This window comes from Prochlorococcus marinus str. MIT 9401, from assembly GCF_000760095.1.
GTDB classification, from domain to species: domain Bacteria; phylum Cyanobacteriota; class Cyanobacteriia; order PCC-6307; family Cyanobiaceae; genus Prochlorococcus_A; species Prochlorococcus_A marinus_I.
The window spans coordinates 190,248-212,700 of record NZ_JNAR01000016.1 but is presented as its reverse complement, the minus strand read 5'-3'; the positions used below and the strand labels follow the sequence as shown (position 1 = coordinate 212,700).

Here is a 22,453-nt window from a genome sequence, read left to right as displayed (position 1 = left end):
AGTCTATTAATAATTTAAATTATTTAATGAGTAAGAAAAAATTTTTATTCCAGAAAAAGGAGTTCGAAGGTTGGAAAACATTAAATGATACTGTTATGGGCGGATCAAGTTCAGCTTTTTGTGAAATTTCAAATTCGGGTTTGATATTAAAGGGTAATATTGTCGAGAAAGCAGGAGGATTTGTTAGTTGTAGATCGTCTATATATAAACCTTCTTTAAATGTATCTGAGTATTCATCCTTTGAATTAAATATTGATGGACAAGGAAGAACTTTTAAATTTGCTGTCGCTTGTGAAGATGATCTACTAGGACTAACCGAATTTATTCCGGGTGGACTTAGATGGATTAAATCATTCCCAACAAAAAAATTTGGGACAACAAATGTCCAAATTCCTTTTAGTGAGTTAAAACCTTCAGTAAGAGCTAATAAAGTACGTTTTCCATTTAAATTCAAGCCATCTAAAATTAAAAGATTGCAACTACTACACTCTAAGTTCGGTGATGATGGATTACTTAATAACGAGTTTAAACAGGGTTCAATAAAAGTTTTAATTAAATCAATAAGTGTTATTTGAAAATCCACCTAAAAATATAGAGGGCTTAATAGCTAAGTCAGCAGATTTAACAAATAAACCTTTTGTTCATTCTGTAGTAAAAATAAATGGTGAATACGAATTTGAAGATGAAGATATTGATTTAACAGTTAATATCTTATGTCGAGATAAAGAAGGCAAAAGATTAGAAATTTATGATCTTGAATTAGAACTTTTTAAATCAAATAAAGAGTTGGTTTTAGTAATCTCTAAGCTTAACTTTCCTGATGAACCAATATTATGGTGTGGAGTTAAAACATTATGGATGGATAGCAATAATGGGAAAAAATGCAACTCACCAAAATACAGCGCTAGATTGGAAAATTTAGCAAATAGGATAAAAAGTTTTATTGATTAAAAAAAATAAAATTTGAGTTGGTTTATAAATCAGTAACAGCCCCTAAACTTGATGTGCTTACGATTCTCGAATATTTTGAAAGAATTCCTCTTTTGTATTTTTGAATAGGTTTTACCCAATCTTTTTTTCTTTTTTCTAATTCTTCGTCTGATAAATCAACTTCAATTAGTTGTTTTACGGCATCTACTGTAATTAAATCACCTTGTTTTATTAGAGCAATATTTCCTCCTACAGCAGCCTCCGGAGCTATGTGACCCACAACAAGACCATAGGTACCTCCGCTAAATCTGCCATCGGTAATTAAAGCCACCTTCTCTCCTAGCCCTTGACCAACAATCGCAGATGTTGGAGCTAACATCTCTCTCATGCCTGGTCCTCCTACAGGACCTTCGTTTCTAATAACAACAACATCACCAGCTTTGATATCGTTATTTAATATCGATTTTAAACAATCCTCTTCACTTTCAAAAATCTTTGCGGGACCTGTTAATACAGGGTTTTTTACTCCGCTAATTTTGGCTACAGAACCTTCGCTCGCTAAGTTGCCTTTTAATATCGCTAGATGTCCTTTTTTATAAAGAGGGTGATCTATGTCTCTTATGACATTTTGATTCGTTGGAGGCTTATCTGGAATATTCTGTAAGTATTCTGAGATGGTTTTGCCTTCAATATTTTTGCAATCGCCATGAATTAATCCTGCATTCAAAAGTATTTTCATTACTTGTGGAATACCACCTGCCTTATGAAGATCCACCGTCACATATTTACCACTCGGTTTAAGGTCACAAATAACGGGTACTTTTTGTCTGATTCTCTCAAAATCATTAATGTTGATATCTATTCCTGCAGTATTCGCAATAGCTAAGATGTGCAATACTGCATTTGTTGATCCGCCAATTGCCATAATTACTGATATTGCATTTTCAAATGCTTTCTTTGTCATTAGGTCTAGAGGTCTTATATCTTTATCTATTGCAGAGACTAATATCTCAGCACTTTTACCTGCACTTAGTTCTTTTTCAAGATCTTCAGCAGCCATAGTGGAACTGTGAGGAAGACTTAACCCTAATACTTCAATAACCGCAGACATTGTATTAGCTGTAAACATTCCTCCACAGCTACCAGCACCAGGAATACAATTTTTCTCAACTTGGATTAGCCTTTCTTCATTAATTTTGCCTGATGTTAATTGTCCAACAGCTTCAAATGCACTAACAACAGTAAGATCTTCTCCATGCAATTTCCCAGGTTTTATTGTCCCTCCATAAATGAAAATTGAGGGAATATTCATTCTTGCAATCGCAATCATGGCACCTGGCATATTCTTATCACATCCACCTATAGCAAGTACCCCATCCATACTCTGAGCATTGCATGCTGTTTCAATTGAATCAGCAATAACTTCTCTTGAAACTAGGGAATATTTCATGCCCTCTGTTCCCATAGAAATTCCATCACTTACTGTTATAGTCCCAAACATCTGAGGCATCCCACCTGATCTTTTTATTGACTCTTCAGCTTTTAGAGCTAACTTATTTAAACCCATATTGCAAGGTGTTATGGTGCTGTATCCATTCGCAACTCCAATAATAGGTTTATTAAAATCTTCATCATTAAATCCAACAGCTCTTAACATCGATCTGTTAGGGGATCTTTGCACACCTTGGGTTATTGCAGATGATCTGAGTTTATTCATATTATTTGAGAACCTTCTTTATTCTATTGCCCCAACTCTTCAAGTTGCTTCCTCACATCAGCAATTGCAGAATTAAGTTGCTCAACTTTCTTCTCCAGATTCTCTCCTTCAATTTCATTTATATTTTCATTAGAATCGATCGCTTCTGAGCCGTCTTGAATTCTGGAGGAATACATCATTGCTTTTTGTTTTTTTTCCTCCTTTCTTTTGTCTGCTTCGGATATCAACCACCAAGCTAGACCTGCTGCTCCAATAAAAGCACCGCTTATTAATGATAAAAGATTATTTGAAGACGAATCTCTGTATTCAGACATTGGTAAAATATTTACTCCTATATTCTATATTAGTTCTTATCTTGAAATATAGTACTTAAACGAGATAGAGGATTCCCAATACCCGGTACTAATAATTGTGTTTTTTCGTCTTCTTCATCTATGCAAGAAGTATAAATTACCTGATTAGGGAGTAATTTCGCAATTTCATTTAAACCTTTGTTTGAGCAAATAGCAGTAATTAAAAGAATCCTATTTGAATCAACACCTAATTCCTTTAATTTAATTAAAGTTTCTAATGTTGCTGATTTTGTTGTTATTTGTTCTGAATAAAATATAACTCCTTCATTTGATTTAATAGTTTTAGGAAGTTCTCCTAATGAGAGGGTTGAATTAGGAATTACTTCTTTAGATCCAAACCAAAGAGATAACCCTTCGGGCAACATTGCGAGTACTTTTATTGGATAATCATTATTAATAAAGAATCCATCTGCGTCTCCATGATCAGTATTTACTATTTCTTTTTTATATGGCAGCCAATTACGTAATGCTTCATATGTAAGCCATTTCCCTAATTGCTCATATCCTGTTGAGTACAAAATATTTGGAGTATTTTTTTCTCGTAATATTGAAAGCCAATGTTTTATTAATGGATGAGGAGGAACAATAACCTTTAGTGACATTGCCATATATTTTCCTTTAAGATACTCTTACAAACTTTAAATACTTAAGTTCTAAAATACAGTCTTATTATGATTAAATCAATTGTTTTCCCCTCACTAAAGAATGCATTAATTACTTTGTTATTCGTTGGGATTTTATTTTTTAATTCTGTAAATTCTGCATGGGCTAAAAGACCTCCTGAGATTAGAAACCAGCAAGACCTTAATTTAGAGCCAGATATGCATGGACAAGACTTAAGCGGTAACGAATACGTTAAGTTTGATTTGAATGGGTTTAATTTCAGTGAAAGTAATTTAGAAGGGGCGGTGTTCAATAATAGTAAATTACAAAACTCAAAGTTTACTGGAGCAAATTTAAGAGATGCACTAGCTTATGCAACAGACTTTACAAATGCTGATCTTTCGGATGTTAATTTTACTAATGCCTTATTAATGGAGAGTAATTTTGAAGGTGCAAAAATAGATGGTGCAGATTTTACTGATGCTGTTCTTAGTCGTACACAACAAAAACAATTATGTGCGATTGCTAATGGCACAAATAGTTCTACAGGAGAAAGTACAGAATATAGTTTAGGTTGTTAATAATCAAAGATGAAAAAAAAAATTCCAGTTATTATTGTTTCGGGATTTCTTGGTTCAGGTAAAACAACTTTTCTGAGATATCTATTAAAAGAGAGTAATAAAAAATTTGGTTTAATAATTAATGAATTTGGTGATGTTGGAATTGACGGGGACTTGATTAAAAGTTGTGATAAATGTGATGAATCTGAAGAAGAATGCGTTATCGAATTAAACAATGGATGTTTATGTTGTACTGTTCAAGATGATTTTGTTCCCTCAATAAAAGCTCTTCTAGAATTTAATCATCCTATCGAATCAATAATTATCGAAACAAGTGGCTTGGCACTACCAATTCCCTTAATTCAAGCACTTAACTGGCCTGAGATTAGGTCTTCCATCTATCTTGATGTAGTTGTTGGTATCGTTAATGGAGAATCAATGCTTAATGGTTCACCAATTAATGATTTAAATAAAATAACAAAACAATATAATCAAACAGATAGAATTGATCACAACACCTCTATTGAAGAACTCTTTGAGGAACAACTTGAAGTCTCTGATATCGTTTTAGTCTCTAGATCAGATATCTTAAATGATCATCAGTTTGATGTTGTAAAAAATAAAATCCAGGGAAGTCTAAACTCATCTACACCAGTCCTTAAATCCAAGAATGGCAAAATTGATTTAAATTATATATTTGATTCTAATTTTAAAAAAGAGACTTATAAAGAATTTTTAACTGAAGAACATGATCATAATCATGTAGAGCTTGTATCAGATTCATTTAAATCAAATTATTTCCTTGAAAAAAATGACTTTGAAAAAGAGATGTCAAAAATCTTGGATGAATTAAACATTCTTCGAATAAAAGGACGTATTTGGATACCAAATAAATCATTGCCTTTACAAATACAAATTGTTGGAAAGAAAATTAATACTTGGTTTGAAGAAGCTCCAGACAATTGTTGGAGACCAAATGATAATGCTGGGCTTGAATTAGTAATAATTTCCTTTGATGAAAAATCTATAAAAACTTTCAATAAAAAAATTAAAGAGAAATTTAAGATTTTAAGTGAACCAAAAATAGCAATTTGACTTTATAGTTAGCTGTCGGGATACTTAAACAGTAGACAGCCCAAGATGGAAAATTCAAAAATTACTTTAAAACAAATAATCTCTGACGACGTCACATCAATTGATAAAATAAAATGTTCAAAATGTGGAGGGGCAGGAAATTTTAAAACACATGAAAATTCAAGAAGAACTTGTTTAGTTTGTTTTGGTAGAGGCTACATAAATATTTAATAACTCAGAAAACCTTAAGGTAAAAATATTTGTTTATTAATCAATAGTTTTTTTTATTAGAATTTAAACTAATCTTCTAATAGAAATTAATTTTTAATTGGACCAATTCGCTGTAAAAGTTTTTGTAAGACTAAGACCCTCAGTTTTAGATCCAGCAGGGGAAGCTACCAAATCTGCTTCTATAAAACTTGGAGCCAAAGGAATAAAATCACTACGTATAGGAAAAATGATTGAGCTGAAAATAGAAGGTAATGGTGAAAACGAAGTAAGAGAAAAAATTGATTTATTGTGTGATAGGTTATTCGCAAATACTGTTATTGAAGATTATGACTATTCACTAGAAAAATTATAGGATGGATAATTTTACTGTAGGAGTTGTTGTTTTCCCTGGTTCTAATTGTGATCGTGATGTTTCATGGGCATTGGAAGCTTGTTTAGACATAAGAACAAAATACTTGTGGCATGAGTCTTCAGATTTAAGCGATGTAGATGCAATAGTTTTACCCGGAGGATTTAGCTATGGTGATTATTTAAGATGCGGAGCAATAGCGAGATTCTCTCCATTAATAAATGCTTTGGATGACTTTGTGAAAAGTGGAAGAAGAGTTTTAGGAATTTGTAATGGGTTCCAAATTTTGACAGAATCAGGATTTTTGCCTGGTGCCCTTACTACAAATAAAAATCTTAATTTCATCTGTGATGATGTTGAACTTGATATTGTTTCTTCAAAGGGAGGTTGGTTTAATGATGGGGTTGAAAAACAAACTATTAAGTTACCCATAGCGCATGGGGAAGGAAGATATCATTGTGATTCTGATACTTTAAAAAAACTTGTAGATAATGAATTGATATCTTTGAGATATAAAAATAATCCTAATGGATCCTTATTCGATATCGCAGGCATAACTAATGAAAAGGGTAATGTTCTAGGTTTAATGCCTCATCCAGAGCGAGCATGTGACGAGATAATTGGTGGGACTGATGGTCTCTTTACATTAAAATCATTAATATTGAAATAAAAAAAAGACCCCCAATTCTGGAGGTCTTTTTTATTTTATTTGGGAAAAATTAAACAGTAGCTTTTACTTTGGGATCTAATTCACCTTTAGCGTAAAGATCAGCAAAGTAATTGGTGCTGTTTTGCTTGATCTTACTTGCTTGACCTTCGCACCAGAACTGCTTGTATCTATCAAGACAAACTTGCTTCATGTATTTTCTAGCAGGCTTGTTGAAATGTCTTGGGTCAAAGTTTGCTTTATCGGCAAATGCTGCCTCTCTTACCGCGGCAGTGAAAGCAAGTCTGTTATCGGTATCGATGTTGACTTTCCTAACTCCATTTCTTATTCCCTCTTGAATCTCTTCAACAGGAACACCATATGTTTGAGGAATTTCACCACCATATTTGTTAATAATATCCAACCATTCTTGAGGAACTGAACTTGATCCATGCATTACAAGATGTGTATTTGGAAGCGCTTTATGGATTTCAGCAATTCTGCTGATTGCAAGAACTTCGCCTGTAGGTTTTCTTGTGAATTTATATGCACCATGACTTGTCCCTATAGCAATTGCTAATGCATCAACTTTTGTTTTAGCAACAAAATCTGCCGCTTCCTCAGGATCAGTCAAAAGCATATCTGTAGAAAGTTCACCTTCAAATCCATGACCATCTTCTGCCTCACCTTTGCCTGTTTCTAATGAACCTAAGCAACCCAACTCTCCTTCAACACTAACTCCAACTGAGTGAGCAAAATCTACTACTTTTTTAGTGACTGCAACATTATATTCGTAACTAGCGGGTGTTTTTGCATCTGCTTCTAGAGAACCATCCATCATTACTGATGTGAAACCATTTATTGCTGCTGAATAACATGTTGATGGCTCATTACCATGATCTTGGTGCATTACTACTGGAATATTAGGATATGTTTCTGTAGCGGCAAGTATTAGATGACGTAGGAAAATTTCTCCTGCATAATTTCTTGCCCCTCTTGATGCTTGAAGGATTACAGGACTATCTGTTTCATTTGCAGCTTCCATGATTGATTGAACTTGCTCAAGGTTATTAACATTGAAAGCTGGAATACCGTAACCATTCTCAGCAGCGTGATCTAAAAGTAGTCTTAGTGGAACGAGGGCCATAATTAAAATGAGTTAAATGCTTAAATAAAGCATATGTTTCCGAGAGTTTAGTATAAAGAGGTATCAAATGTCACGTCATTAGATATACAAAATACTAAATTAAAGAAACTAATTTTATGACCCAGAGTATATTTTTAGAATTTTTTTTGTTAGTAAGTATAGCCTGCTACGAACAATTGCTCATCAGATGAAGGTTGAGATCCTGCTACATAGGCACCTTTTGAAGCTTCGGAGTTTGCTTGAGCTCTTGCTATTAATGCTTTTTGACCTCCCTCAATGTCGCTTCCTTTCCAGGCCTTTAAGCATGAGTGCTGTAATGCTCTTCCATAAGAGAATGAAACATTCCATAAAGCTTTCCTGTAAAGAGTGTTCATATTATTTAAGTAAACAGAAGCAGCTTCCTCGCTTAACCCTCCTGATAAGAAAACTATTCCAGGAACAGATGCAGGAACGCATCTTTCCATAGTTCTGATTGTCATTTCAGCAACCTTCATAGGATCAGCTTTTGTTGGACAATCTGCTCCATTAACAGTCATAGAAGGTTTTAATAGAGTGCCTTCAAGAAAAACTCCATTTGCTTGACAGGCAATATAAACCTGCTTTATTACCTCTTCTTGGACTTCAGCAGTTTTTTCAATAGTATGATCGCCGTCCATTAATATTTCGGGTTCAATAATTGGCACCAACCCAGATTCTTGAACTGATCTTGCATACCTTGCTAATCCCCAAGCATTCTCTTGAATTGATAGTTTTGAAGGACAACCATCATTTGTAATTTGCAGAACTGCTCTCCACTTTGCAAATCTTGCACCTTGTTCATAATATTTTGCTGCTCTTTCAACTAACCCATCTAGGCCTGAGCAAAAAGTTTCTACCTCTCCACCCCCTGGAAGTGGATTTAGGCCTTTATCGACCTTAATACCTGGAATAATACCTAAATCATTTAGTTTCTTAACCATTGACTCACCATCTTGGTGATTCTGGTAAAGAGTTTCTTCAAAGAGGATTGCTCCACTTATATATTTGCCAAGACCTTCTGTAGTAAAAAGCATTCCTCTATATGCCTTCCTATTGTCTTCAGTATTCTCAACGCCAATTCCAGCGAGTCTTTTACCTACTGTTTTGGTGGATTCATCTACCGCTAATATCCCTTTTCCTTTAGAAGCTAGTAATTGAGCATTTTCTTTAAGCTCATTTTTGTAATAATTTAAAGCCATTCTTTAGTAAATTCAATTCAATTGATTTTTCCAGAATATGAAAAAAAAATAAAATCAATCTAATACTTTATCGGGTAATAATTGCTACTTATAAATGTATAACCTTAAATTTTGATATTTAATCCACTTTTCGAAGATTCTCTTATGGCTTCGCAAACTTTATGACTAGCAAGTCCCTCACTTAAGCCTGGGATTATAGGAGTTCTATTTATTATACTATCAGCCCATAAATTTTGAATTCTCAAAACTGGAGCTATTCGCCCATCAGTCCATGTTTTATCAAAATTAAAACTTGAATCTGCAGTAAGATTTTGTATTTGTTTTTCGTTGTTTGAATATTTCAAATTAAAACCATGTACATAATCTTTTTGGTTTTCGCTTTTAAGAATAAGTGAACCGTCGCTTCCATAAATTTCTAAACTAAATCCTCTACCATTTTTAGAAATAGATGATAAAGATACTTGACATGGAATAAGATTCGAGCTGTAGTTTGATATTTCTATATTGGCTAAACATATATCTTCACTCGTAACTTCATTTAAATCAGATGAATTAGGTAAAGGTCTTTTTTTTATTGATGTTGCTAACTTGCCTGATACGTTTATTGCTTCTCCAAAAAACCAATTCAACATATCGAATGCATGAGTACCTAAGGCGCCAATAACTCCCCCACCTTTTTCTTCCAATGAATACCAATTCCAGAATCTTTTGGGGTCGGATCTACTGCCCATTAACCAATCTAATTTGACTAAATATATATCGCCTAAGATATTCTCATCAATAAGTTTTTTTGTCTGTAGGAAAAGAGGTACTGCTCTATATTCAAAATCAACACATACGGTTAAATTATTAATCAAAGATAGTCTCTGAAGCTCTTCAATTTCTGAGGAGGATATTGAAACTGGTTTTTCTAGGAGCAAATTTTTATTGTTCTCAAGGGCTTGTTTTGCTAACTTAAATCTTGATTCTGGAGGAGTGGCAATAATAATTCCATCAATTTTTGGAGATTTAACTAAGTCTTCCCAATTGTGAAAAAAATCTAAGCCCGTTTCTTTTTCTAATATCGATTTTTGCTTTTTCTCGTAATGATAAATTGCTACAGGAGTTAATTTATCAGACTCTTTTAATGCCTCTAAATGAACTTTTTTACCAAATCCTAGTCCAGCGATTGCTATTTTTAATTTTTTATTTTTAGTATTCATTCTGATTTATTAATAAACTCCGAACAGCTATTTTCAATAACAACATCTATAAGTTCATCATTATTAGAAGTTTGCCATTTTGAATTGAATTGAGGAATTCCATTTATTGATGTATCTTTGAACTTTTCTTCATTGCAATTAATTCTCATTACATAAAGTGATAACTCTCCGTCATCATCAGAATTAGATGGATTCTTAAAGAACTTTGTTAATACACTTATTTCGCCATTTGGGAGCGACTTAATACTCCCTTTATCAAGCCATTCCTTACCATCATCATTCTCTTTAAGGAGAACCCAATCAACATTTCCTATCGCATATGAATAGGAGGCAAAGTTTAAAATAAAGAGTAGAAGGCTTAAAGAAAAATAAAATATATTAGAAATTATTCTCATTTTATATATTTGATTCTGTGAGTTCTTTTACACCATGAATTTTTAAAATTTTAGTAAGAGTATCCTTTAGATCTTTCCTTTTCACTATTACATCAACAAAACCATGCTCAAGCAGATATTCAGCTGTTTGAAAATTATCAGGTAATTTTTCTCTTAATGTTTGTTCTATAACCCTTCTTCCCGCAAATCCAATAAGTGCTTTAGGTTCCGCCAAAATTAAATCACCTAACATCGCAAAGCTGGCTGTTACCCCTCCAGTCGTTGGATAAGTTAACAAAGGCATATATAGGAGATTTTTCTCTTTATGTTTTTTTAGTGCTCCAGATATTTTTGCCATTTGCATGAGACTTAACATACCTTCTTGCATCCTTGCTCCTCCTGATGCGCAAACAATAAGAATTGGAAAATTTTCCAAAGTTGCTCTCTCAATTATCCTTGTAATTTTTTCACCAACTACTGAACCCATGGATCCTCCCATAAATCTAAAATCCATAACAGCTAATGCTAAAGGCATTGAATTCACAGAACAGATACCTGTTACGACTCCATCTCTTAAACCTGTACCTGCTTGACTTTCTTTAATTCGATCAGCATACGCTCTTCTATCTTTAAAACCCAAAGGATCTGTAGGACTTAGTGAACTATCAAATTCTTTGAATGAATTTTTATCAGCAATTATATTTATCCTTTCATCGCTATTAATCCTATTATGGTGTCCACAATTACTGCAAACATTGAAATTTGAAATTAGGTCTTTTCTATAGGCTACTTGCGAACACTCTGAACATTTAACCCACAAACCATCTCCTTCGTCAGTATCTTGGGAAACTTTCCCAACAAATTGATCTTTACGCCTTGCGGCAAACCAGTCGATTAATGACACAACTTTTCCTGTTTTTTCTATTTAAATCTAAGTAAGGTACTTTTATCAAGAAAGATATATAAAAATTTGAGATCCACTAGATTAAAAACTTCTCAAAATCAAAAAATAATGATTTAAGTTGATAATCGAAAATTAATTATTATTTATTTTTCTCCTCAATCATTTTATGAATTATTGGAGTGAGAATTAGTTCCATTGCGAATCCCATTTTCCCTCCATTTACAACGATACTTGTTGGACTTGACATGAATGAATCATTAATCATTCCAAGTAAGTATTGAAAATCGATCCCCCATTTCTCTCTTGCCCCTTTTCTGAAATGTATGATCACAAAGCTCTCATCAGGGGTTGGGATATTCCTGCATATGAAAGGATTAGAAGTGTCAATTGTGGGAATTCTTTGGAAATTAATATCGGTTTTGCTGAATTGTGGGCATATATGATTTATATAATCAGGCATTCTTCTCAATATGGTATCTACAATGGTTTCCGCTGAGTAACCTCTTTCTGCGTTATCTCTATGGATTTTTTGAATCCACTCTAAATTAGTTATCGGAACAACTCCAACAAGTAGATCAGCATAAGAGGCAACATTGTATCCATCACCTTCTACCCCGCCATGCAAACCTTCATAAAAAAGTACATCTGTTCCCTCCGGAATATCTTCCCATGGAGTAAATTGCCCAGGTTCTAGGGATGTCCCAAGTCTTGTATTATGTTCTTCTGCTTCTTCAAGACTATGTAGATAATATCTTTTCTTTCCTCCTCCAGTTTCACCATAGATTTTAAAAAGTTCTTCTAGCTTGTCAAAAAGATTAGCCTCTGGACCAAAATGTGAGAAATTTTCACCTTTTGAAAGTGCGTCTGCCATAGCTTTTTTCATAGGCATTCTTTCAAATCTGTGGTAACTATCACCTTCAACAACTGCGGGAACAATATCTTCTCTGGCAAAAATATGCTCAAAGGCTCTTTTTACTGTACTAGTTCCTGCTCCTGAAGATCCTGTTACAGCAACTACTGGATGACGTTTTGACATTTTTTAAAAACAATATCTAATGATTCTGACAGGTCATATGCCAACTTTATGTTTTACTTAAAAATATTTTTTTATTTATTAATTTTTTTTTAAATTTCATCCATTATTTTATCTCCGATTTCACTGCAAGATAAAACTTCAGTAGACCCATCAGCTAAATCTGCTGTTCTAAATCCTTTTGATAAAACTTTATCAATGGCAGTTTCTAAATTTTCTGCAGCTTCTTCTTCATTTAATCCAATTTTTAACATCATGGAAGCAGATAAAAGCATTGCAATAGGATTAGCTATGTTTTTACCAGCTATATCAGGAGCCGAACCATGTACAGGTTCAAAAACGCCTGGACCATTATTGTTTAAAGAAGCAGATGGAAGCATACCAATAGAACCAGTTAACATTGCGGCTAAATCGCTTAAAATATCTCCAAATAAATTACTAGTTAAAATCACATCAAATTGACTAGGATCTCTAACTAATTGCATTGCTGCATTATCAACGTACATATTGCTTAGAGATATATTTTTATCTTTTGAGGTTATATTTAAAACTGTATCTCTCCACAATTGACTAACCTCAAGAACGTTTGATTTATCAACAGAACATATTTTTTGATTTCTTTGGTTAGCAATTTTTATTGCTATTTCGGTTATTCTTTCTATTTCAGTCGAATCATAAACCATCGTATTGAAAGCTTTTGGGATTTTTGTATTTGTTATGTGTCCTCTTGGTTTTCCAAAATAAATTCCTCCTATTAATTCTCTTACAACAATAAGATCTACATGCTCAACGATTTCTTTTTTTAATGTACTTGCATCTAATAGAGATTTTCTTATTTTGACAGGTCTGATATTTGCAAAAAGGTTTAGGGCAGATCTTAACTTTAGTAACCCACTTTCTGGCCTTAATTCTCTTGCAAGAGAATCATATTTAATATCTCCAACACATGCTAAAAGTACTGCGTCACTATTTTTGCATTGATCTAGTGTCTCATCTGGAGCAGGAGTACCATATTTTTCATACGCTATCCCTCCAAATAATTTCTCAATAATCTCAATATCGAAATTATGATTTTTTGAAAGCTTTTTTAAAACTTTTTTTGAAACTTCTGAAATTTCTGGTCCAATTCCGTCTCCTGACAATAAAACAATCTTATATTTCTTCATTTAAATTTTTGTTTAATAGAACAATAAATTATTGCTTGTCTAATTGTCTAAGTTTTTTTGCTAATTCTGGTAATTTTTTAAAAATACTTGAACTCCTTAGCCATGATTTATTTTCCATCGCGGGGAAACCACTTATTACCTTGCCATCTTCTATGTCACAATGGATTCCGCATTTTGAACTCGCAATGACATTATTACCAACTTTTACTCTATTATTAACTCCTACTTGCCCTGCCAAAATAACGCCATCTCCAATATTTGCGCCTCCAGCGATACCAACTTGTGCTGCAAATGCACAATTCTTTCCAATTTTTACGCCATGACCTATTTGTATTAAATTATCCAACTTTGTTCCCTCATCAATAAAAGTAAATCCAACTGCGGGTCTATCAATACAACAATTAGTTCCAATTTCTACAAAACTCATTATTTTTACACCACCTTTTTGCGGCATCTTTACCCATTTGCCATTTTCAGGAATAAAACCAAATCCCTCTGATCCGATAACAGAATTTGAATTAATTACACAATTATTTTTTAGAGTGGTATTTTCGTAAATAACACAATTTGGATGGATTATATTATTATTTCCTATTTGAACATTGCCTAAAATTGATGATCCAGGAAGAATATGATTATTGTCTCCAATTACGGTATTTTCTCCAATATAGACATTAGGTCCAATATGGCAATCTGATCCAATTATTGCTGTTTTATCTATAACGGCTGAAGCGTGAATTCCTGGTTTGTAATTGATAGTTTTATATAAACAATTCAATACTTCTGCAAATGCAATTCTTGGATTTTTAACAATTATGTTTGATATGTTTCGTTTTTTTAGGGCACTAACGATTTCATCATTGTTAGTAGTTATTATTGCTGTTGCTTTAGTTTGATCTAATTTTTCTTTAAGGACATTATTTTCTTCTAAAAAAGAAATTTGATTATTTACTGCAGTATCTAATGAGGCAGCATTATTTATATTTAAATCGTCAAAAATATTGGCACCAATAAAATTTGAATTTCCTTTTTTTATTAGATCAACTAAATCACTTAAAAGCATTTTTCAGTTTTAATTTTTTCTAAGAGAGAGCAAGAACATCTCTGTGTACGACAATTATCGAAGAGTTGATTTTTTGTTTATTATTTAAGATACTTCTTAATTTGTCGCTACTTATTGATACTAAACCTTTTGCAACTTCTTTATCATTTGTATTTACGATTTTGACTGCCTGATTAACCGTAAAGTTTCCTTCTACATTCTTAACACCAACTGCTAAAAGTGATGCACCTTTTTTTTTAATTGCATATGAAGCTCCATCATCTAAAGTGATTTTCCCTACTGTTTGAATAGCATGTGAAAGCCAACTTTTTTTGTTTCCTATAGGTTTTGCTACTGGATAAAATAAAGTTCCGATTTTATTATCATTAAAAATTTCAATTAAGTTTTTTTTATTAGTTCCATCAACTAGTTGGACTTCAACTCCTCCTTTTGTTGCTATTTCCGCAGAAATTAATTTTGTAGAAATCCCTCCCGTTCCCCACTCATTATTTGAGTTTTGCATATTTTTATCTTTAATTTCTTTTAATTCAATATTATGCACTTCTTTAATGGGTTTCGCATCTTTATTATTACGTGGATCTTTTGAGTATAGATTTTCAATATCAGTCAATAAAATAAGCTTGTTAGCATTTATAGCTAATGCAACTAAAGCGGAGAGAGTATCGTTATCTCCATATTTAAGCTCTTCATTTGCAACAGTATCATTTTCATTTACTATCGGGATAACATTCAAATCGATTAATTTTTTTAAAGTTTTAGAGGCGTTATTAAAGGATTCTCGTGAATTGAAATCAGCTTTAGTTATCAAAATTTGAGCTATATTATGACCTAATTTATTAAATACCTTTTCGTACAAGGACATTAAATTAACTTGACCTACTGCCGCCGTAGCTTGAAGGGTACTTAAATCATTTGGTCTAGTTTTAATATTTAATTTTTGGCAACCTAATCCAACTGCTCCACTCGTTACTAAAATTAATTTGTTTCCTTTAAAGAGGAAATTTTTAAAGGATCTTGAAAGGGTTTCAATAACTTCTTCTGTAGATGTTTCCTCTGTTCCTCTTAAAATACTAGTACCAATTTTTATAACCCAAGTTTTCATTTTATAAAGTGAGAAATTAATTTTTCTATTGTCAAAGTTAAATTAAATTTTATAGGCAAGCCATCTTTACTCAATCGCTTAACTAATATTGTTTTTATATTACATCTATTACCAACAATAATATCTGTAAAAATTCTGTCGCCAATAATAGCTATATTTTTTGGCTCACTGCCAATTTCTTTGATAGCACATAAAGTTGCTTTTTTACTTGGTTTTGATGCATTGCATTTATACCTTAAATTTAATTCTTTCGCTATTTTTGAGATTCTTTTTTTCGATGGATTATTACTTATTAGATATAAGGAGAAAAGTTTTTTTGATTCTATGATCCAATTTTTTACAGCTTTTGGGATCATATTTGATTTTCTATTTACTAGAGTCCCATCCACGTCAAGTAATAATGAATGAATCCCTTTTTTTTGCAACTCATATTGCGAAATCTTATATATTGGTAAGTTTGAATCCCAATTTACTTTTAGGATAGATTTCATTTAATTTAAGAACTACTTTTCTCAAGCTCAGTTTCGATCAAAGGTTGAATTTTATCAAATTCATCATCTTCAACTAATAAGGCACCTTTGTCTTTTAATCTACCAACAATAAAAAAAGGATCTAGTGGAATATATAAGCCATATTCTTGGTCAAAAAGATTAAAGTTAACAAGCAATTCATAACTCTCACTATCATCATCGACATAATCTTCTTCTAGTTCATCGTAAATTGGTTCTTCAAGTTCTCCTGACACCGTAAGAGTAACTGCTGATCTGATGAGTCTTAAATCATGTTCTTGAAGAACGGCTTCAGCATTTTTTAGTAGTTGTTCATTTTTATCTATTTTCTCAATTAATTCAGGTTCATCTTTTTCATTTATTTTGAAAAGACTTACTGGAGTATCAACTGGTGTTAATAAAGCATATTCTATTCCTCTAACATTTACTAATTGTTCAAGATAACAAAATAGCTCGTTTCCATTTGAATCGTTTAATATTAGTGTCTGTGCATCATAATTATCACTTGAGTTGGTTTCTTTCATTTAAAAATTATCTATCCTCCTTAATACTAATATTTTATCTGACGTTTACCAGTTAATTCTTCTAATTCAGGACCTTCTTCGATCCATTGTTCAAGTATTATTTTTGCTGAAAAACTATCAATTAATCCGGATTTATCTTTTTTTATTCCAAATCTATTCGAAGATTCCCAAGTTGAACTATGTTCGTTGACAAAAGAAAAAGGCAATTTTAATTCATTTGAAAGTAATTGACCGTAATTTTTACAGTCAATAGCTTGAGTGGTCATTTGACCTCTCTCATCTAGTGGAATACCCACAATAAACCCAGTCAAATTATATTCATTTATATATTCCCTAATTATTTTAATCTCTAGATTATTTTCAAACCGTTTTACTGCTGGAAGTATATTTGATGTTATACATAGGGGATCACAATAAGCTAAACCTATTCTTTTGGTGCCTACATCCAAACTCAAAATTGACTTGGGTTTGGGTTTGCAAAATTTCACTTTGTTTTTAATGGAAATGGAGACGGATATGGGTTACCTTGTGGGCTTAATTTTTCAAAGATTGATTCCAAAGATTGGTTTATTATATTTACTTGTTTGGCTTCATTCTTAACTATTGTGTTTCTGATAAGAATTACTTTTTGATTTTTTTCTTTGAGATTACACTCCTCGAGAAAAAGATTTAATTGAGAATTTTCTTTGTAGGTTTTTAGATATGAAATAGGTGAATTTTCAAAAAATCTTTTTATAAATTCTTTTAAGATAGAATTGAACCTCTTATCCCAATATCTACTTATAGTTAAAGTGTAAATTTCTTCGTTTTGATAATTTATATCTTTTAAAATGGTACATAAAACTGAATCTTCATATATTAAGGCACCACTTTTAGAGTTATTTCTTTTAAGAATGTCGTCTTGATCAAAATTTAAAATATTTCTTATTAAGGGGGATTGATTTGATCTTATGAAATTCACTATTTTTAATATATTTTGTTTATTAATATTTTGGAATTCATTAATTAATGCATAAGCATTGGGATCTTGCTTTATAGATCTATTTAGATCAGAACCATCCCAAAGGATTATCTCTCCTAACGGTTGAAAGCCTAATTCTCTGGAGGTTGATATGAGGTCAAAATTATTTATATCAGCGTTAATTATCCAACTAGAAGTTTTGATGTCTTTTATTGAGATAGATTTTTTTATCAATCCTAAAGTTAATTGTTTATCTGTTAAAGAACACTTGTTGTTAATCAACTTTGGCTTAGATATTTTTAAGCAAGTCTCTTTTTTGTTTAATGGAAAAATATTCAAATAACCAATAATTTCGTTTCCAAATATAGCAATTATGCATTTATTTTTATTTTTCTTAAGGTTATTTAAAAAAATTTTTAAATCATCAAAGGTATTTATAATTGCCATCTTTAAAAACCAATTATTCAATTCCTTATTTTTAATATCTATTAAAAGGTTAATGTGTCTTATATGGAGTTCTTCAAAAGTTACTTCCATTCCTTTTTTAGATCGAAAAGAATAAGAGGTATCTTTTTTCATTTACTTTTTTTCTCTTATTAATACTATAGGGGTTTTTTCATCTCCATTGCCAGCTGGATTAGATATTAAGTTTCTTTTGAGTATTTTATTTACTGATTTATTTGAACTAGCTAAGACTTTAACACCTCCAAGATCATTAACATCTACTACAGCAACATTTATATTCAGATGGTTAGAGACCTCCCTACAAAATAAATCTGCATTGATAGGACCCATAACTATACTCTTGTCGTAGGGTGTAACTGTACCGCTTATATCATCAATGAGAGATGATTCTGAACCAGTTAACCTATAAAACAAACCCTTAATACCAACTAATTTGAAGAGAAATCCAACTAATAGTGAAAAGGTTATTCTTGTGACTCCTATTCTATTGATTAATAGTTGCATGCCGCAAGCAGTTGCGAGACTACTTGTAGGGTGAAAAAAATAACATAAAGCTTTCGAAAATAAACTATATTTTAGATTTTGAGGAGAAATATATCTATTTTGCATAATCGCTAGCGGACTCTCACCGATTGTTAAAATATCATTTTTTTCTACAATTCCTTTGCAGTATTCAATCACTGTATTAACTGGATTATCAAAGCAACCAAGTAAATCAGTTTTAATAGCAAAAGCTTTGTATTTATTATTTAAAGTAATTTCAAAAACTTCTTTCGGTTTTTGTTTTTGGCCATCTAAATTAATTAAAAAACAATCCTTATTATTTGAAATACCGAAATGTCCATAGTTCTCCCAAAATACTTTTAACCATAGATATTTTATTTTTTTTCTAAAATTATTATTGCTAAATTTATATATGATTCTTACAAATAATTCTGAATTTGACTTGATAATTGTTGTTGGCCAGTAATTATTTAAATTCTTAATTTTATTATTTTCATATATATAAATATCTTCTTGATAATTAAAATTTTGGGAATATTCGTTACCTTTATTTTTAAAAAAATCTAATTCAAAATTTATATTAGATACCATCGTCTCTTTGGTTTTACTTTTATTAGTTATTTTTAAATCAATAATTAATTCGTTTAAACCATCCTTTTTTTTAACTTTGTAATTTATAGGTACCAGATTTAACTTTGATTTGGGTGAGTTTTTAATATATAAATCTGAAAAAACTAAAAAAATCAAAAGGAGTAATAGGACATTTATTAATATCATTTTTTTAGTTAATTTTTCTTTTTATTTTTTTTTTCAGAAATGATGCTGTTGTATTCATTAAAACTTTCAACAGAGAATTCTGTATCTTCTAGATTAATTCCTTTTAGTTCTCCTATAACTTTATTTAATTCATCGATATTAATCATTCCATTTTGATCATATTTAACTTCACCATCACTGTTTATAATAATCGTTTGTGGAATTAATCCGTTCCAATAATAATTAGGTTCATTTGGTAGATCAGACTTTTCTTTACCCTGCAATTCATCAGTAGTTAGAGCAATGATATCTATATTATTTCTCCAAATCAAATCTAAACCAGATATTATTGGAGCCATAGCTTTACTATCAGAACTATCATCAAGATAAAAAAATAAAACTGCGACTCTATTATTTTTTAATGATTCCTGAAGAGTTGTCTGGGGAGGAACTATAGCTCCATTACCTGCGTATATAGGAAAGATGTTGCCATCGTAACTATCAGAATCTCTAGAGGCATTTGCTTGATATGGACTTAAGAAAATTAATGCTATTAGGATCCATTGAATTATTTTCATTAAAGTTTAAAAACTTACTTTGAATTTGATCTTCCTAATCCTTGCAGGATTCCTTTCCCCACTAAACCGATAGCTTTGCCAACAACCTTTGTAAGGAAAGTTACGAAGAGATTACCGATATATTTTACCGCAACTTCTAACTGCGGTGCTACGGCATCTCTTATCTCCACTAACAATGTAACTTGTTTTTGTAGCCATTCTAGATTCTCTAATTCTTTCTCCCTATTTTCATTTTTAAAGTAACGGGTAAATTTTTTATCGATAATATCAATATATTCTCGTTTACTCTCATACAAATAGATAGGCATATAAATATAGTCATGCCAGCGATTGTAGTTATTAATATTATTTCTAAATCTTTCAAAACTTCTTGTCGATTGTAATTCGGGATTTATAAGTACAGTTCTTAATTCAGGCCAAGAAGAACAAATATTAAAGATTTCTGAAGCTAACAAATTACAGTTCCTTATTGTCCAATTTGAAATTATATTTTCAAGAATCAAAAATGATTCTGTTTCATATAGAGGAAGTAATTTCCCATCATATTCAAGAGCTTCATTTTTAATGATTGGCTCAATAAACATTATTGATTCATGTGATTCTCTATCTATCTCTTCGCAACTTACCTCACTATATATAAAATCATTTATTGAGATAGATTCGCTTCCTTTTTTTAATCGAAAATAGCTGTCTGTGATATTTGAAATTGTATTAACTTTAAGTTCTTTTATAAGAGAATTTAAATCATCTTTAAAATTTTTCTCCTTATAGTTTTCTTTAATATTTTTTACTAAATTATCTAACTCATCTAACATTTTGCAAATTAATCGTGAAATAAATTCTTTCTTTATCCCAGAGAGAATTATTGATGAATTATTAAATTCAACCTGTAAGTTAGTTGCGCTATACCTTTCTTTTAGTCTATCTAATATTATATTCCATATTTCTGTAGTGTTTTTATCTTTAATGAATACAGTGTTCTTGTTTTCAAGATTAATTTTATTTTCGGTGTAAAATGCCTCTGTATAAAGTTCTAGTGAATTACCCCATAAGAAAATTAGAAAAGATTTTGCAGTAATAAGTTCTCTTAATCTTCCTTTTAATATGAATTTATAAAATTCTGGTGTTGAATCAGAGTTAACATATTTGAATATATAATTGATTTCAGAATCTATTTGTTTAAGACCTGAAGTTAGAATTTTTTGACTAAAAGAGAGAGGCTTGTTTTTGTTTAATTGAACTCGGGAATTATTTTCAATATCAAATACCCTTCCTCCATTAAAAATGGTATCAATAGATTCAAGAACTTTTTCTGCACTTGGATTTAAAAGAAAACCTTCAGCATTTAATGATGGAGTGGTGTTTGCTTCATAAACAAGTTCGCCAGAGAGAATTATAAGGAACTTTGACTCATCATATCTTTCTCTTAATTTTAATAATTCTAGTCTTATAAGATCTTCTGATTGGAAATTAAGAACATTCCATATAACTAAATCGGGAGTTTTATCACCTTTTCCATTATTAAAATTAATATCTAAACTTCGGTCTAGTGATGTTAACTTAAGTGACAAAGATTCTGCTATTAAGCTTGGAGCAATAATCAATATCGATTTTTTTGAAATTAATTCCAAGACTAGATTTCTTATCTCTTATACAAAATTAACTAACAATTACTGCAAACACCAGCCTTTAATCAATTTTTATACTCTTTTAAGCGTAGTAATTTCTGTTTAGATCAAAATCATTTAATCTCTCTGATGACAATACATTATTCGCTTCGTTTATTGTGAATTTATTTTCATATAGAGCTTTACCTACAATTACTCCAAAGAGTCCAGAATTTTCAAATTTTACTAATGATAATAAATCAGAAATTGAACCAACACCTCCTGAGGCTATTACTGGAATATCTGTAATTTCAAGTATGCTTTTTATGAATTCTTCATTTGTCCCTTCTAAAGTACCATCTGTATTTATATCTGTAACAATAAAACTAGCAATTTTAAATGATGAAAACTCCTTTACTAGATCTGTGGCAAAAATATTAGATTGCTCAAGCCAACCCCTTGTACTAACTTTTCCATCTTTTGCATCTATCCCAATAATTATCCTTCCAGGAAATTTATTTGATAAGTCTTTAACTAGTTCTTTATTTTCTATTGCAGAGGTTCCCATGATAACTTTCTCAATACCATAAGAAAATAATTGTTCTATCCTTTCTTGAGACCTTATCCCCCCACCTATTTGAATAGGTATGTTAACTGTTTTTGCAATCTTTTTTATTGATTTATCGTTTGTTGGGGATCCAGTTTTTGCAGCATCCAAATCAACTATATGTATATATTTTGCTCCTTCGCTTTCCCAAAATTTAGCTTGCTCATGAGGCTCTTTTGTGAAGTCTTTTCTTCTATTAAAGTCTCCTTTAAAAAGCCTTACACACTTACCATTCATTAAATCAATTGCTGGTATTAGGTCCATAGAATCA

General features: G+C 31.3%; 27 protein-coding genes. 7 read left to right on the top strand and 20 right to left on the bottom strand.

All coding sequences use genetic code 11. The features are described from left to right. Positions 1-26: 26 nt before the first annotated feature. The gene (locus EV01_RS02185; protein ID WP_025923075.1) at positions 27-575 is read left to right on the top strand and encodes a CIA30 family protein; all 549 of its coding nucleotides are present in this window, start codon (positions 27-29) and stop codon (positions 573-575) included. Beyond that, on the top strand, positions 565-951 hold the full coding sequence (locus EV01_RS02190; protein WP_025923076.1) for a hypothetical protein: 387 nt from the start codon (positions 565-567) through the stop codon (positions 949-951). Before EV01_RS02185 ends, EV01_RS02190 begins: the two co-directional genes overlap by 11 nt. Positions 952-973: 22 nt before the next feature. On the opposite strand, the gene ilvD is transcribed toward EV01_RS02190, so the two are convergent. Genes ilvD through EV01_RS02205 form a run of 3 tightly spaced genes read right to left on the bottom strand, consistent with a single transcriptional unit; the run spans position 974 to position 3,608 of the window. Further along, complete coding sequence (gene ilvD, locus EV01_RS02195) at positions 974-2,647, bottom strand: dihydroxy-acid dehydratase (protein ID WP_032516980.1); 1,674 nt, start codon at positions 2,645-2,647, stop codon at positions 974-976. A 23-nt stretch (positions 2,648-2,670) separates the two neighbouring features. Beyond that, the gene (locus EV01_RS02200; RefSeq protein WP_032516981.1) at positions 2,671-2,961 is read right to left on the bottom strand and encodes a hypothetical protein; all 291 of its coding nucleotides are present in this window, start codon (positions 2,959-2,961) and stop codon (positions 2,671-2,673) included. Positions 2,962-2,990: 29 nt separating this feature from the next. Then, a complete protein-coding gene (locus EV01_RS02205; protein ID WP_032516982.1) occupies positions 2,991-3,608 on the bottom strand; it encodes a uracil phosphoribosyltransferase in 618 nt (205 codons plus the stop codon). Between the two features lie 63 nt (positions 3,609-3,671). Here EV01_RS02205 and EV01_RS02210 point away from each other — a divergent pair, with 63 nt between their 5' ends. From EV01_RS02210 to purQ, 5 genes are all read left to right on the top strand, one after another. Continuing rightward, the gene (locus tag EV01_RS02210) at positions 3,672-4,184 is read left to right on the top strand and encodes a pentapeptide repeat-containing protein (protein ID WP_032516983.1); all 513 of its coding nucleotides are present in this window, start codon (positions 3,672-3,674) and stop codon (positions 4,182-4,184) included. Between the two features lie 9 nt (positions 4,185-4,193). After that, positions 4,194-5,258 (top strand): GTP-binding protein, encoded by a 1,065-nt coding sequence (locus tag EV01_RS02215; RefSeq protein WP_032516984.1) that lies wholly within the window; start codon positions 4,194-4,196, stop codon positions 5,256-5,258. 45 nt (positions 5,259-5,303) lie between these two features. Further along, positions 5,304-5,468 carry a hypothetical protein gene (locus EV01_RS09885; RefSeq protein ID WP_193741450.1) on the top strand — a complete coding sequence of 55 codons (165 nt, stop codon included), beginning with the start codon at positions 5,304-5,306 and terminating at the stop codon, positions 5,466-5,468. Positions 5,469-5,565: 97 nt separating this feature from the next. Next, positions 5,566-5,820, top strand: coding sequence for a phosphoribosylformylglycinamidine synthase subunit PurS (purS, locus tag EV01_RS02220; RefSeq protein WP_032516985.1), 255 nt, complete (start codon positions 5,566-5,568; stop codon positions 5,818-5,820). Between the two features lies 1 nt (position 5,821). Continuing rightward, positions 5,822-6,487, top strand: a complete 666-nt coding sequence (gene purQ, locus EV01_RS02225) for a phosphoribosylformylglycinamidine synthase subunit PurQ (RefSeq protein ID WP_032516986.1) — start codon at positions 5,822-5,824, stop codon at positions 6,485-6,487. Positions 6,488-6,536: 49 nt separating this feature from the next. On the opposite strand, the gene fba is transcribed toward purQ, so the two are convergent. The 17 genes from fba to hisA form a co-directional block, all read right to left on the bottom strand. Beyond that, positions 6,537-7,610 (bottom strand): class II fructose-bisphosphate aldolase, encoded by a 1,074-nt coding sequence (fba, locus tag EV01_RS02230; RefSeq protein WP_032516987.1) that lies wholly within the window; start codon positions 7,608-7,610, stop codon positions 6,537-6,539. 149 nt (positions 7,611-7,759) lie between these two features. Further along, positions 7,760-8,827: a class I fructose-bisphosphate aldolase gene (locus EV01_RS02235; protein WP_032516988.1), complete on the bottom strand. Its 1,068-nt coding sequence runs from the start codon at positions 8,825-8,827 to the stop codon at positions 7,760-7,762. Positions 8,828-8,931: 104 nt separating this feature from the next. Further along, on the bottom strand, positions 8,932-10,029 hold the full coding sequence (locus tag EV01_RS02240) for a Gfo/Idh/MocA family protein (RefSeq protein WP_032516989.1): 1,098 nt from the start codon (positions 10,027-10,029) through the stop codon (positions 8,932-8,934). Continuing rightward, on the bottom strand, positions 10,026-10,424 hold the full coding sequence (locus tag EV01_RS02245) for a hypothetical protein (RefSeq protein WP_032516990.1): 399 nt from the start codon (positions 10,422-10,424) through the stop codon (positions 10,026-10,028). The genes EV01_RS02240 and EV01_RS02245 overlap by 4 nt, the downstream gene beginning before the upstream one ends. Before the next feature lies 1 nt (position 10,425). Beyond that, on the bottom strand, positions 10,426-11,307 hold the full coding sequence (accD, locus tag EV01_RS02250) for an acetyl-CoA carboxylase, carboxyltransferase subunit beta (protein WP_032516991.1): 882 nt from the start codon (positions 11,305-11,307) through the stop codon (positions 10,426-10,428). Between the two features lie 139 nt (positions 11,308-11,446). Next, positions 11,447-12,343, bottom strand: coding sequence for a phosphoribulokinase (locus EV01_RS02255; protein ID WP_025881193.1), 897 nt, complete (start codon positions 12,341-12,343; stop codon positions 11,447-11,449). A gap of 89 nt (positions 12,344-12,432) precedes the next feature. Next, the gene (gene leuB / locus EV01_RS02260) at positions 12,433-13,506 is read right to left on the bottom strand and encodes a 3-isopropylmalate dehydrogenase (protein ID WP_032516992.1); all 1,074 of its coding nucleotides are present in this window, start codon (positions 13,504-13,506) and stop codon (positions 12,433-12,435) included. Between the two features lie 28 nt (positions 13,507-13,534). Continuing rightward, on the bottom strand, positions 13,535-14,569 hold the full coding sequence (gene lpxD / locus EV01_RS02265; RefSeq protein ID WP_032516993.1) for a UDP-3-O-(3-hydroxymyristoyl)glucosamine N-acyltransferase: 1,035 nt from the start codon (positions 14,567-14,569) through the stop codon (positions 13,535-13,537). 19 nt (positions 14,570-14,588) lie between these two features. Then, a complete protein-coding gene (gene proB, locus EV01_RS02270) occupies positions 14,589-15,671 on the bottom strand; it encodes a glutamate 5-kinase (RefSeq protein WP_032516994.1) in 1,083 nt (360 codons plus the stop codon). After that, positions 15,668-16,162 (bottom strand): YqeG family HAD IIIA-type phosphatase, encoded by a 495-nt coding sequence (locus EV01_RS02275; RefSeq protein ID WP_032516995.1) that lies wholly within the window; start codon positions 16,160-16,162, stop codon positions 15,668-15,670. The genes proB and EV01_RS02275 overlap by 4 nt, the downstream gene beginning before the upstream one ends. A 5-nt stretch (positions 16,163-16,167) precedes the next feature. After that, the gene (locus EV01_RS02280; RefSeq protein ID WP_032516996.1) at positions 16,168-16,704 is read right to left on the bottom strand and encodes a DUF3727 domain-containing protein; all 537 of its coding nucleotides are present in this window, start codon (positions 16,702-16,704) and stop codon (positions 16,168-16,170) included. Positions 16,705-16,730: 26 nt separating this feature from the next. Next, positions 16,731-17,192 (bottom strand): Holliday junction resolvase RuvX, encoded by a 462-nt coding sequence (ruvX, locus tag EV01_RS02285; protein ID WP_032516997.1) that lies wholly within the window; start codon positions 17,190-17,192, stop codon positions 16,731-16,733. Next, complete coding sequence (locus EV01_RS02290) at positions 17,189-18,244, bottom strand: hypothetical protein (protein WP_032518592.1); 1,056 nt, start codon at positions 18,242-18,244, stop codon at positions 17,189-17,191. The genes ruvX and EV01_RS02290 overlap by 4 nt, the downstream gene beginning before the upstream one ends. Continuing rightward, positions 18,245-19,411, bottom strand: a complete 1,167-nt coding sequence (locus EV01_RS02295; protein ID WP_032516999.1) for a hypothetical protein — start codon at positions 19,409-19,411, stop codon at positions 18,245-18,247. 8 nt (positions 19,412-19,419) lie between these two features. Then, entirely contained in the window at positions 19,420-19,968 is a 549-nt protein-coding gene (locus EV01_RS02300) for a thylakoid membrane photosystem I accumulation factor (protein ID WP_032517000.1), read from the bottom strand. A 14-nt stretch (positions 19,969-19,982) separates the two neighbouring features. Then, positions 19,983-21,599: a DUF3685 domain-containing protein gene (locus EV01_RS02305; protein ID WP_032518591.1), complete on the bottom strand. Its 1,617-nt coding sequence runs from the start codon at positions 21,597-21,599 to the stop codon at positions 19,983-19,985. A 79-nt stretch (positions 21,600-21,678) separates the two neighbouring features. Further along, positions 21,679-22,446, bottom strand: coding sequence for a 1-(5-phosphoribosyl)-5-[(5-phosphoribosylamino)methylideneamino]imidazole-4-carboxamide isomerase (gene hisA / locus EV01_RS02310; RefSeq protein WP_032517002.1), 768 nt, complete (start codon positions 22,444-22,446; stop codon positions 21,679-21,681). Positions 22,447-22,453: the final 7 nt, after the last annotated feature.